Here is a 13,388-nt window from a genome sequence, read left to right as displayed (position 1 = left end):
CCTATGACCCTCAATCCGGTTTTATGAATAAAGCCCGTGCTCATTTTTCTCCGATACAACATATACTTCCCTCGCATGAGTTTGGAGAGAAGCATTCTGCTCAGGGAAAAACAGCGTTAACACGAAACCTCTCCCCACACTTCACAAGCAAATTCCCGAAAACACATAAGCAAGTTCCTACAGAAAATCCTCATATAAAAATACCCACCCCTCTGCAAAAAAATCATTGACACCACTCAAAAAAATCGATTACTTCAAAACCACATAGAGCCCACTTACTTACTCCATCGAGAAGTCCGCTCACCTGCGGAAAGCCTAAAAACCTCACCTACGGCGGGCGGCACGACTTCGCTCAAAAAATTAAATCTTTTCCATTTAATAAGGAAACATAAAATGTGCAATACAAAGACCCATATCAGCCTGAACCTCGATGGCTATACCAGAAGCGAACTCGAACGATATCCGCAACCAGACGTACCGCTGGCATTTACGGATGGCCTGTTACCAATCACTGCCTTGAACTCTCCGCTGGATGTCACTTTCCCGCTTCCAGACGATGCAGGACTACACTATTCCTATAGATTGCTGTGGGATGGCAAAGAACTGACCGATGAATGGGAAGATGTAACGCAAGATGACCTTAACAACCCAACAAGACGTTTGAAGTTGCAAGTCCCACAGGAATACCTGGTAGAAAAAAGAGATCCGTTCAACCCGACCGACAAAAAATACAGGTTGGCATATGAATTCAAGAACAACGATAACGGTCTAGCCGAGCCCTCTTTTGAATACCTGCTGGAGATCGACCAGACCGCACCTGGCTTGCCTTTCCACGGCCCGATGATCTTTCCGCGGGAAGTGGAAGGTGGGCTGACCTCCGCAGAGCTGACCGCACTGGGCAACAAGCTGGACGTTCTGGTCACCAGCTACAGCACCATGGCCGACGGCGATACCATCCAGACCTGGTGGGGCAATATCGAGGGCCCCAGCGTCCTGGTGCGCTGGGCCGATGTGCAAGATGAACGGGTCACCCTGTCCTTCACCCGTGCCTTTCTCGAACAGGTCGAAGCCCAGATTGGCAGCAACGAAGCCGAAGTAACCTACTTCGTGACCGACCGCGCGCTGAATATCTCCCCTCGTTCCGAACCTTCCTATATCAGGCTCCTGCTGGCCGACATCCCGGACGACCTGCCAGCTCCGATTGTGGCACAGGCCGACGACGGTCTGATTGATTACCAGGACGCCAAGACTGGCGTAACCGTAGGCATTCCACACTACGACGGGGCTGCTCCGGGTGACCGGATCAGGCTGTTCTGGGGCGATGGCAACCCGTTGCCGGAACTGGAACTGCGCCAGGGCGACGAAAACAATGATCCGGTTCTGGAGCCCGTTCTGCAGTTCGATGTGATCAACCTGATTCCGGAAGGACAGGTCAACGTCATGTACGAGGTCCGTCGCGAGAACGAACTGGTGGGAACCTCTCTCACCAAGCAGGTGGAGGTATTCCTGACCTTGCCTGTGCCAGAGGAAAACCTTCGGCCACTGACCATCCAGGGCACCAGCGGCAACCCTGATGTCGAGGACAACCTGATCGACCCGGATGATTACGAATTCGATGCGCGAGCCATCTTCCGCTGGGTAACGGGTTTACGTGCCGGGGACTACCTCAACCTGAAATGGGGAGAGCAGGAGGTTCTGCGCTGGTATGAAATCAAGCAGTCCGACTTCGACGCTGGAGTGGACTTCACTATCCCGGTTCTCAACCAGATACTCAAGGATCAGGGCACCGGCCCCGCCATTCCCGTCAGCTACACCGTGACCCGCACTGGCAATCCGAACCCCGCCGGGGCGCCCACGCAAAACGTGGCAGTGCGTTCAAAACTCGAACAACCCGGCGGAGAACTCGGGCTGCCGCCTCCTCGCTTCACCCGGACAACCCCTGGCGGTGTCGTGGGCCCTATCGAGAACCCGGATGGTACGCCATTGCACGTCGACCCTTATGACAACATCAAGCAGGGGCACACGATCCACATGACCTTTGACGGTTATGACAAGAGCAATAACCCGATTCCGGAAGCTCACCATACCGCTCAACGCGAACTGGACCAATGGGACATCGTCAACGGTTATAGCTTCCAGATACCAGACACAATATTGCGCGCTCTTTGCGTAGGTCGGGCAGAAGCCATTTTCCGTGTCGAGCCCAAGCCGGAGCACAATCAGGGACCTGCAACTTCCGCGGTTGCCGACGTGCGAGTAGACATGAGCCGCCCAGGTCTCGGCTGTCGATAACGGCCAGACAGCAAGTTATCTAGAACAGCCGTTTTCTTAAATAAAGAACCATCAAGAGTACGCGGCAGGTTTCGTAACCTGCCCGTGCCTGCACCACGCAGTACTTGATCAAAAACCACTCAGGATAAAATGATATGAATAATCCATCCGATCAGAAAACCATTGAACCAGCCTTGGAAAAACCCAGGGTCGAATCCGCACTTGACGACGGTGAAGGCCTCTTGCCCATAGACGTCCTGAACGCACCTGTTCCTGTAAACTTCCCGGTATGGGATAACGCCGATACGAAAGAGGACTATCAGCTATACTGGAACGATACCCCCATAGGCAAACCAACTCCGATCAAGGAAGATGACGTCCCCGGAAAGATACTCACGCTCTATCTTCCAGTCGACGCACTGGAAGAAGGAAAATATCAACTTACCTATCTGGTACGTAATACCGACAACAATAGTACGACCTCATCTTTTCCTACCTCGATTGAAATCGACACCACCGCCCCCGGCCTCCCCTCCCTCGCCCCCCTGGAGTTCCCGCCCGAGGTCCGCGATGGCCTCACCTCCGAAGAGCTGACCGACATGGATGATGTACTACCGGGCACCGTCCACGGTTACACCGGCTTCGCCATCGGCGACCGGGTTAGAACCTTCTGGGGAGCCACCGAGGGTCCCGATGCCCAGGTCGAGGACGATGACATGGAACCTCGGCAGGTGATCGTCGAGTTTCCCCGCACCTTTCTCGAATCCCTGGGAGACTTCAACGGACCGGTGCACTACAGCGTCACCGACCGGGCCGGAAACCTCTCCAGGGACTCGGTCGCGGTCAACGTCCGCTTGCTGCTCAACGAGCCGGTCACCGACCTGCCGGCACCGATCATCGACGGCTACTTCGAGCCTATCGACCACGAACAGGCACAAGCCGGTGTCGAAGTGACGATTCCTACCTCGGAACCGGTCCAGGCCGATGACCGGATTCTCCTGCACTGGGGCAGCGTGGAGCTGGGTCCCTTCCCCCTCGATGCCTTTGGACAACCGATCATCCTGCACATCGACGTGCCTTTCGAAAGCATCGAGCAAGCCGGCGATGGGGATATCCGCCTGGAGTATGAGCTCAGTCGCGAGGGACATGTGATGGGCTACTCGCGGCCAAAGGATATCGTGGTCAAGGCCCGACTGCCGGTGCCCGGTGAGCTGCGCAAGCCGCTGATCCGTGGTGCCTCGCCCGATGGGGAGGACAACCTCATTTCCCCGGACGATTTCGAGCGCGATGCCAAGGCCGTCATTACCTGGAACACCGGTTTCATCGAAGGACAGGAACTGCAGCTGTACTGGCGCGGACAGGCGATGTTCGAGCCTGCCTATCGCATCACCGCCAGCGATGTCAGCGCCGGCCGTGACCTGAACCTGACGGTGCCCGGCGAACGTTTCCGGCCACTGGGCACCGGCACCGATATCCGTGTCCACTACAGCATCGTCCAGGCCGGCAATCCGAACACCTCCAGATCCGCCGAGCAAGGCATCATCGTGCGCAACTGGGATGAACTGCCCGGTGGCCGGCCGGGGCCCGACGCGCCGGAGTTCACCGACCTGAACGAACACGGCGCCATCAATACGGTGAACGGCCGTGACGGCGCACCGGTGCATATCGCCCCCTATCTCAATATCAGGCAGGGCGATGTCATCCACTTTCTCTACGAAGGTTTCGACCGTCTGGTGGGCGGCAACAGGAAGATCCGGTGGCCGCACACCTCCAACCCGCTGACCGAGGAGCAGGTCCGCAACGGCTATGACCTGCGCGTGCCCAGGGCAGTGCTGGACAACCATTGCTACGGCCACGCCGAGGCCACCTTCAGCGTCGACAGCATCACCGGAACCGGCCATTCGCAACGCCAGAGCGCCTACGTGGACATGCGCGTGAGCGGTGCCTGCCCGACAGGTGCCTGAGCCCCTGACTCACTATTCCATCACTTACGGAGACACGATCATGTCCGTGAACATCAACCCGCAAAATCTGAAAAAATTCGATCAACCGGTCGTACTCAGCGCCAATCCAGGCGGTGTCGGTACAGTCGACACACAGGATCCGGCGAAACCGCTGCCAGTGCTGGCTGGCCCCCTGGACCTCGAGCCCGGGGATCGCATCGACCTGTACTGGAAAGATGCCGCCCGTCCCGTCAGCACCTACGAACACCCCATGGACGAGCCACCGATCAGCGACTTCGTCACCCTGGCGGTGGACATCCGGGATATCCAGTCCGGCAGGGAGCCCATACCCGTCTGGTTTCGCTTCACACCGTTTCCGGGCGGAGCCTGGCAAGACTCCGACATCACCCAAATCCGGGTAAAACTGGAGATCCCCGGCGGTATCGACATCGACCCGGCCACCCCCTACGAAAACGAGGGCCTGCAGGCGCCGCAGGTGCAGCCGGCCGGCGTGATCACCTCGCCCCACGGTGTGAGCGTGATCGTGGCGCCCTACCTGAACATGAGCGTGGGCGACCGGGTCAGCGTGGCCTGGGATGATCGCAGGATCGATTACCCGCCCCTGGGCGAGGAGCAGTTGAACCGCAACCTGCTCATCGCTGTCCCGACTGATATCGTCGAAGCCGTCGGCAGTTCGCCCAGCCTGCCGGTGCGCTACGAGATCCATGACGTGGTCGGCAACTGGTCGAAGCACTCGCCCGCCACGCGGGTCGTGGTCGACCTCGAAGCCTGACCGCCGTGCCGCCGGCAGTCCCACCCGGGGCTGCCGGCCCTATGCGCCCTGGCGCAGAACGAATTCGCGCACCTGCTGCGCGGCCCTGTCCAGATGCTGCGCATGGCTGAAGCCGCTAGCCTTGAGCGGCTTGAGGTCGTGGTCGGCGGCAGTCAGCCAGCACAGCTCGATACGCGGCGACAGCACATAGTCCGCCACCGCCTGACGGTTGCCCAAGGCATCGCGCTCGCCCTGGACGATCAGGGTCGGCGTGGCGATGTCGGCCAGGTGCGCCACCCGCGGCTTATCCGGTTTGCCGGCGGCGTAGAACGGATAGCCGAGGCAGACCAATCCCTGTACGCCAAGCTCGTCAGCCAGCAGGCTGGCCATGCGTCCACCCATGGATTTGCCGCCGATGAACAGCGGCCCGCGGACCTGCTGGCGCACCGTTTCGAAGACCTCGCGCCAGCACTCCAGCAGCCTGGCCTGGGGATTGGGCGGGCGCTTGCCGCCATCCAGGCGCCGTTGCGCCATGTAGGGAAACTCGAAACGCAGGACATTGACACCCTGCGCCGCCAGGCGCGCGGCCATCAGGCTCATGAAATCGCTGTCCATCGGTGCCCCGGCCCCATGGGCCAGGATCAGGGTCGGCGCCGACTCGCCAGCGGCCGCCCGATCATGCAGCCAGCCCTGGTGCCCCGGCCATGCTTGTTCGCCCATCTCATTCCTCATCGTTCACTGCACCCACTAGATATGTAACGCCCCCGCGACGGGGATCTTTCGAGAATGACCGCCCACCTTCTGAACACTCAGAAGCCTCGGGCCAGCGCCCCTGGGCGCCGATGCCCGCCTCTCTTTCCGCCAACGGGTAATGTCATGACCTCAGAACCGTCGCTCAGCGATTCCCGCTCCACCGCCTCGTCCCGGGCTGTATCGGCATTCGGCGCCGCTTTCGCGACCCTCGATGCCGCCATGCTCGATGCCAGGCACCAGTGCATCCAACTGCGGGCCGCCTACCAGGCCTCGGAATTCAGCACCGATATCCGCTTCAGGGGGCTGCTCACCCGGGACGCCCAGGGCCTGTTTCACGCCAGCACCCCGCAGGAGTTCACCGCCCGCCAGGGTAGCACGGCCAGCCTGTGGCCCTCCGTGCCGCAAGACAGCGAACTGCCCACGGGCCACCGGATCGAGGCTGGCTATGTGTCCTACAGCGACACCGCACCCGCCGCCAGCCTGTCCGAGGACGAGCAGATCCACCAGGCGCTGGCTTCGGGCTTCTCCGACAAGATCGGTTATCTGCAGCAGGCGATCAGCCTGCGTGCGCGGTTCGCGACATGCTATCTGGCCGTCGGCGACGGCGTGCTGCTGCGTTACCTCTCCAGCGACTCGAAAGCCGAGCAGGAACTCCAGGCCGGCCTGCAGGCCCCCTCGGCCATCCTCGGTCATCTGCTGCAGTTGCCTGCGCCGCTGGTTTCGGCCCTGGACAAGCGGACGCTGACGCCACTGGCCCTGATTCACCAGGTTGCCGAGGCCGGCGAGCTGTCGATCGTCAGCGGCGATGCCTTCTGGGGCCCGGCGCAGCGCATCACCACCACCTGGAAACCCGACGCTGCCGGGATCCGCACCACGCAGGCACGCAAGGATCAACCCACGTCGGCCCTGAGCCGAACCTTCGTCAGCTTCGATGAGGCTGTGCGGCATATCCATGGCCAGGTGGGGCTCAAGGGCCGGCACCGACAACAATCGCTGATCGTGAAGCATCCACACAAGGACGAATTCCGCGCCACCGAGCCGGTCGCCGTTGCCGGCCCGCTGTTCGACCCCATCGGCCTGCAGGCGCTGCCAGCGCAAGTGGTGCTGGCCGGCCTGTACGCCCAGGCCGACGGCCTGCCCGGGCAGTCGCCGCCAGAGGAAAACTGGCTGTATGAAAACACCCTGCGCCCCCACGACCTGCTCGCCGGTCTCGACCAGGCCCGGCGCCTGCGCCCCCAGGGCGGAGCGCCCCTGCCATTGTGCCTGGGTACCGCCGATGGCGCCCTGCTGTCCTACCAGTCCCGGGACAGCGAACTGGAACGGGCCCTGCTCCCCGAACGCGCCGACTGGCAACCGCGCGCCGAGCGCTTCAATCGCGAACTGCTCGATGGCAAGCTGTCGACCTCGCAATGGGTACGCCGCCTGGCCGAAGCCGGGACCCTGCGGGTACTGGTCGGCAGCCGCCTGTGGAATCGCGCCGGCAGGGTGCCGGCCGATACCTGGCAACCCTTCGCCGACAGCCCCGTACCGGAACTGGGCCAGGCGTTTCTCTCGGCCGATGATGCGGCGCGCTATGCCCAGCAGATCACTCTGGGCGGCCACGCCCGGCAAATGGGCGGCTTGATCTTTCAACGCGCGGACCAGAGCTTCGTCGCCACACAACCGCGTTTCACCGAAGGCCGGCTGTTCGACGCCAGCCAGCTCTATCCCAGCACGGAAACCGGCCTTCCAGCCTTCCCGGCCGGGCATCGGCTGCATGCCGTGTATCGCTCCAACATCAACCTGAGGAATGTCGAGCGTTCCGGAGCGCTGGCGAACCTGCCCGAGGACGAGTTCCGCCTGGCTCACCGCAGCATCACCGCCCAGGAAGTACTGGCCACCATCGCCGGCCGGTCCGCGGGCCTGCAGGCCTTCTATGTGCTGATGAGCGACCTCAACCTGGTCAAGTACATGCCCAGCGACAGCCAGGAGGAGGACCAACTGGTCATCCGTCTGCTGCCCAAGGCCCGTTCTGGCCGCAGTGCCATCGAGGAACAACTGGAAAAGGGCGAACTGCTGCCCAGCGATTTCATCAGGCTGCTGGCCAAGGCCCAGGGCCTTTACCTGGTCCGGGGCGACCGCTACTGGGGCAAGCCTGGCAAGCTGCCAGCGAACTGGGCCCCCAATCCCATCGTGGCACCGGTCGATCAGCCGAGGCCGGCCCTGGGGCCGCTGTTCGACAACCTGGAAGCCGCCGCCCGCCACACCCTGCAACGCCTCGATGGCCAGCACCCGCAACAGCGGATCAGCTTCATCCTCAAACATCGGCAACGGGCACGATACGTCGCCTGCGAACCGGTCGTGGCCGGCACGCCGCCGTTTTCCCCGGCCGCGGTATTCGGCACGAATGCCATGGGCCATCCCGACCTGCCGGCCGATTTCGAGCTGGCGGCCATCAGCTACAGAGCCGCGTTGTATCCCGACCCCGTCCCTGCCGGGGACAGTTGGCAATACCGCAATGTCTTCAACCCCATCGATCTTGCCGCCGCCCTGCCCTATCTGCGCCCGGATGATCCGCTCGACGAAGCGCTGCCCCTCTACCTGAGCACCCGCGAGGGCGCCTGGCTCAAGTACCTGTCCCGGGATGCCCTGGCCGACGACCTGCTGCTCAAGCGCCAGGGCAGCGAGCCGAGCCTCGGCGAACAGGTGACCCTGGGCAACCTGGAAGTTCGCCATTTCGTCCATGGCCTGGCCCGTGCCGGCAGCCTGAGTGTGCTCAGGAGCAGCGAACTGTGGGATCGCGAAGGGCCGGTCAGCGACACCTGGAAGCCCTACCAGCACTTCCAGCGCCGCCTGCTGGGGCCGGTGTTCTCCCGCGCCGACGATGCCGCCCGGCATGCCCATGGGCAGATTCCGCACCGTCACGACCAGGTCCATGGCGGCCTGGTGCTGCAGCGTCCGGACGGGCTGTTCGTCGCCACCGAACCCTGGCTGTCGCCGACGGCGGTCTTCGACCACCAGCGGGTTTTCCCCAAGGACGTCAAGGCGGCGTTCTTCCCCGAGAACCACAAGGTGGTCGGCGTCTATCACTCGGGCCTGGGCACCATCGACTTCCATCTGCCCGAGGACGAGGCCGAGCTCTACCTCAATCTGTTCCCCACCTGGGACATCCATCAGGCGATCAGGGAACGCGATTCGATCCCCTACCGCTATTTCTCGGGCAGCGATGGCTCGCTGATTCGCTATACGGCCAGCGGCTCCGCCCATGAGCAGGTGTTGTTCAACCAGTTGTCACCGCCCGCCGACCGCCCGCTGCAGGTGATGGACAACGCCCTGCAACGGCGGATCAGCAGTGCCAGGGCGGATGACAAGGGCGTGCTGGCCACCTATGCCCGGGACCTGCTGCAGGCCGGTGAACTGCTGGTGCTGGTCCCGGGCGCGATCTGGGTCCACAAGGGTGTGGTCTCCAGCCTGAATGCCAGCGCCGACGGCTTTCGCGCCGGCAACAGCCGCCAGGCGAGCACTCACGGACACGCCACGGCCTTCCCGGACCTGAGCCCGGTGCATATCGACGCCCAGGATGCCCTGCGCCATGCCCTGGCCGCGGCAGGCCAGCCGGACGAGACGCTGTTCGGTTTCATCTTCAGGAAAACCGGACGCGAGGAATATGTCTCGACCGCTGCCGTCGCCGATGGCGGGTCCCGGTTCAACCGCTACCGGGTGTTCCCCGAGCATGTCGACTTGTTCAAGATGATTGCCCAGGGCTACGACTTCGACGGGGTCTATGTCGCCCCACCGGTCCGCCAAGGTACGACCGGACTGCTGGCCGACCCGACCTATCGCCACTTCATCGGTGCACGCGACTTTGCCCACCTGATCGCCACCGCCCGTGGCGTCTGCCCCGTGTCCCAGACACCCGGACTGGAATCGAGCGTCAAGCTCTACCTGTCGATCCCTGATGGAGCCCTGCTGCAATACCAGGTCGAGGTGTTTCCCAAGCAGGACGAAACCGCCGAGGGCGCGGTCTTCGCCTCGGATGGCATCCCGACCCAGGGCCAGTTGGAGGAGGGCACCCTGGCTCCGCTGGCCTACCTGCGCCAGGTCGCGGCCGGCGGCAAGCTGCAGGTATTGCGCAGCGGCAGCTTCTGGTCGGCACGCGGCCCGATCGACACGAACTGGGACCCCGCCCTGCAAGCGGCCAGGCAACCGGAACGCTATGAAGTCGGCCCGCTGTTCAATCACGCCGACGACGCCGCACGCTACAGCCATCGGCGGATCGAGCGTCGGCATCAGCAACTGGTGATCAGTGCGACCTATCGATGCCAGGCCAGTCACTGCTACGCGGTCATCGAACCGTTCAGCAATGAGCGGGAGGTCAAGGTCACTCGCGCCATCGCCGCGACCAAGGCCCAGGAACTGGACCAGGAGCGCCTGCCACTGACGTTCGACCACACCTATGACCTGCACAGCCTGCATATCGCCCATGCCACGGGCCCGGCCTACCTGGGCACCGAGCGTACGGCGGTGCTCGACTTCTTTTCCGTCACCTTTATCTGCTTCGCCACCCGGACCCTGGAGAACCAGGGGACCTATCTCGGGGGGCTGTATCTCTCCGCGGCGGATGGTGCACTGCTCAAGTACACCCCGCGTGGCTCCGCCGCCCAGCGCCAGTTGTGCGCCACGGGCCTGCCCGCGCAGAACGGTTCTTCGGCCGAGCATCAGGTGATCGAACTGCCCGATGCCGCCTTCGTGCAGAAGGTCGCCGCCACCGGCAACCTCAGCGTGCTGGTCACCAGCGGGCAGTGGCGACAGGCAGGCCCGGTGGAGCCCAGCTGGAAACCGCTGGCCAGCCTCCCCACCCGCCTGTCCAGGACCGCACGGGCCCTGACACCCCCGCTGATCAACAGCTTCCATGAACTGGGCGTGGGCGCGACCGATGTCATCGACCCGCAGCGGGCCCTGCCGGTATTGGTCGGGCCGCTGCAACTGCAGCCGAAGGACAGGATAGAGCTGTACTGGGGCACTCATCCCAACCCCGTCGCCACCCATGTCCAGGGCAACACGCCCAGCAGTGGGCACATCACCCTGAAAGTCGAAACCCGCTGGATTACCTCCGGGACCACGACCGTGCGTTATGTGCTCACCCCCTTTCCCGGCGGTACGCCCGAGGAAGGCCGGCAGACGGTGCGGGTCAAGCTCGACAGTCCCGGTGCTCCCGAGCGCTCGTGCAAGGCCGGCAATGGCGCCACCCTCTGCGAGAACGAAAAACTCGCCTTGCCCCAGGTGCTGCCGCCCGGGGTGATCGAGGACCCCGAGGGCGTCAGCGTGGTGGTCAGGCGTTATGCGAACATGGCCCGTGGCGACCGGATCCTGGTGTCCTGGCATGGTCGCCACGTGCAGCACCCCGAGCTGATGGAGCCGAGCGACGAAGTGGTGATCCCCATCGATCCGGAGATCATCCGGGATGCCGGCAACTCCGATTCGATCATCGTGCGCTACGAGATCCGCGACGAGGTGGGCAACTGGTCGCAATGGTCACGGCCGGCGCTCATCGAGGTCGGGATCGGCGATCCGTCCCTGCTCGCACCGGTGGTTCCCAAGGCCCAGGGCATGATGCTGAACCTGGACGAACTCGACGGCGCCGACGTGCAGGTGCTGGTACTGCGCTACGAAGGGATGAACAGCGGTCATACCGTGCGCCTGGTGGTGGAGCGCGAGGATGCCGAGGGCCAGCAGTTGCTGCCCCATACCCAGAGCAGCCCCGGACACGACAGCGACCCCTTCGTCTCGTTCATGGTCCCTTACGAGCAGTTCATTGCCATTCTCCGTGGCCTGGCCCGCGTCTATTACTATGTCGACATCGCCGGCCAGCCCAGCCGTCGCTCCAAGAGCCGGCCGCTGTGGATCACCGGCCGGGCACGCACCCTCAAGCCGCCGCGGGTGCCGCTTGCCGAGCAGAACGGCAACGTGCTCGACCCGGCATTCCGTAATGTGATCGCCCATGTCGAGCCCTACGACTTCATCGCCGCCGGGCAGCAGGTCAAGCTGACCTGGCTCGGCCGGACGGCCAGCGGCAGCGAGGTGCCGTATGACCGGACGATCACCCTGCGCGAGGAGGACATCGACAAGGACATCCAGTTCCTGATTCCCGACGACAAGGTCAGCGTGCTGGCCGGTGGCTCGGTCACCCTGCACTACGAAGTCACCACCAGCGCCGGGGACAGCTTCCCGTCGCTGCCGCGCTACCTGCCGGTCAGTGCCGGCCCGCTCGATCTGCCGAGGCCCAGGGTCCGTGAAGCCGGCGGCACGTTCCTGCTACCGGAACTGGCCCAGCGCGGGGCGACCATCGACGTGCGCTATGCCGGCATGCAGGGCAGCGACAGCGTCCACGCCTACTGGCGCGGGACTGCGGGCAACGGCACGCCGACGCTGCCGGCGCAACCGGGCAGCGACAGCGGCAGCCTGGCCTTCTTCGCCCCGGTCACCGCGGTCAGCGCCAACATCGGCAAAAACGTGGATGTCGGCTATACCCTCACCCGTGGCAGTGTGGCGTCACCGTCCGAGGTCCTGCCACTGTCGGTGCTGCTGCCGCGAAACCTGCCGGCCCCCGAGGTTCGCGAGGCCAGGGATCGGCTGCTGGACCTGAACACCTTCAGCGCAGATGCCACCGTGGAGGTCGGCAAGTGGCCGCATATCCAGGTCGGGCAACGGGTCTGGCTGCAGGTCGAAGGCACCCGCAACGATGGTACGCCCTATCGTTTCACGCTCTGGAAGGCGGAGGAAATCACCAGTATCTCCGACGTCATTCACGGCAAGCTGCCACGCAGCGGGCTCGACAGCCTGCGGGACCTGAGCGGCCTGACGCTGACCCTCAAGGCGAGCTTCGATGGCAGTGCCGACGAAGCCACGGCCGTACTCTTCCCACGGTTGACCCTGACGGTGCGGGCGAAAATGCGCGTGCCTGAACTGCTGCTCGATACCAGCCCGGTCAACCTGCACGGCCAGATATTCCTGATCCCCTGCCACCCTCAGGTGCTGCCCGAATTCGGCCCGGGCACCTGGGTCCAGCGGGTGCCCAGCGGCGGAGTCCCCGGCTACACCTACAGCAGCGAGAATCCGAAGGTCGCCGCAGTCGACCGCAATGGCCGGGTAACGGTACGCAGCAACGGCAGCACGCATATCGTGGTGCGGGACAAGGCCGGGCAGTTCAAGAAATACCAGGTCAACGTGTACGGTGTGATGCTGTGCTACGACCTCGGCGTCGCCAACAGCGATGACACGACCGAGAACGCCACGATGAAGGGCCTCAGGCTCCCCGACATCGACGAGCTCAAGGCCATTCGCAGGCTCTATGGCAATCGCTGGCCACTGCAGCACAGCACGGAGAAGTTCACCTGGTCGATGACCGCGAAGAAAGGCACGCTGGGCCTGATCCTGCTGGTGCTGGACATGCGCAAGCCGGACGTGGCGGAGATCCCCCACCCCGGGCTCACCGTCGACCTCGGCCTGGTGACCCTGACCCACCATGCCTCGGGCCTGGGCCTGGGCAGCAGGCTGCTGCCCTGCACCTGATCCGTTGATCCGGGCGTCGCGCAGCCCGCTGCGACGACGCCCCACGCCTGCACCCGGGCTCCATGGCGGAGCCCATTGACCCCCGTCAATACCCGCCG

General features: G+C 63.5%; 5 protein-coding genes. 4 read left to right on the top strand and 1 reads right to left on the bottom strand.

Features of this window, described 5'->3' with window-relative positions; genetic code table 11:
- The first annotated feature begins 393 nt into the window (after positions 1-393).
- The 3 genes from ACM62G_RS21395 (at position 394) to ACM62G_RS21385 (ending at position 5,007) form a co-directional block, all read left to right on the top strand.
- The gene (locus tag ACM62G_RS21395) at positions 394-2,292 is read left to right on the top strand and encodes a hypothetical protein (RefSeq protein WP_419735487.1); all 1,899 of its coding nucleotides are present in this window, start codon (positions 394-396) and stop codon (positions 2,290-2,292) included.
- Positions 2,293-2,870: 578 nt separating this feature from the next.
- A complete protein-coding gene (locus ACM62G_RS21390) occupies positions 2,871-4,235 on the top strand; it encodes an addiction module component (RefSeq protein ID WP_419735486.1) in 1,365 nt (454 codons plus the stop codon).
- Between the two features lie 40 nt (positions 4,236-4,275).
- Positions 4,276-5,007 carry a hypothetical protein gene (locus ACM62G_RS21385; RefSeq protein ID WP_419735485.1) on the top strand — a complete coding sequence of 244 codons (732 nt, stop codon included), beginning with the start codon at positions 4,276-4,278 and terminating at the stop codon, positions 5,005-5,007.
- Positions 5,008-5,046: 39 nt separating this feature from the next.
- Here the strand turns inward: ACM62G_RS21385 and ACM62G_RS21380 are convergent, their stop codons facing one another.
- Positions 5,047-5,706: an alpha/beta fold hydrolase gene (locus ACM62G_RS21380; RefSeq protein ID WP_419735484.1), complete on the bottom strand. Its 660-nt coding sequence runs from the start codon at positions 5,704-5,706 to the stop codon at positions 5,047-5,049.
- Positions 5,707-5,862: 156 nt separating this feature from the next.
- On the opposite strand from ACM62G_RS21380, the gene ACM62G_RS21375 reads away from it, so the two are divergent.
- On the top strand, positions 5,863-13,290 hold the full coding sequence (locus tag ACM62G_RS21375) for an Ig-like domain-containing protein (protein WP_419735483.1): 7,428 nt from the start codon (positions 5,863-5,865) through the stop codon (positions 13,288-13,290).
- Positions 13,291-13,388: the final 98 nt, after the last annotated feature.

It is taken from the genome of Pseudomonas sp. COR18 (assembly GCF_048568395.1).
GTDB classification, from domain to species: domain Bacteria; phylum Pseudomonadota; class Gammaproteobacteria; order Pseudomonadales; family Pseudomonadaceae; genus Aquipseudomonas; species Aquipseudomonas fuscovaginae_B.
Note: the sequence above shows the minus strand (reverse complement) of the source record. Positions and strands in the feature narration are given on the sequence as shown.

Bases quoted from the DNA above. Each gene is read 5' to 3' on its own strand.
- ACM62G_RS21380 (WP_419735484.1), bottom strand. From the start codon at position 5,706: ATGGGCGAACAAGCATGGCCGGGGCACCAGGGCTGGCTGCATGATCGG.
- ACM62G_RS21375 (WP_419735483.1), top strand. From the start codon at position 5,863: ATGACCTCAGAACCGTCGCTCAGCGATTCCCGCTCCACCGCCTCGTCC.
- ACM62G_RS21395 (WP_419735487.1), top strand. From the start codon at position 394: ATGTGCAATACAAAGACCCATATCAGCCTGAACCTCGATGGCTATACC.
- ACM62G_RS21385 (WP_419735485.1), top strand. From the start codon at position 4,276: ATGTCCGTGAACATCAACCCGCAAAATCTGAAAAAATTCGATCAACCG.
- ACM62G_RS21390 (WP_419735486.1), top strand. From the start codon at position 2,871: ATGGATGATGTACTACCGGGCACCGTCCACGGTTACACCGGCTTCGCC.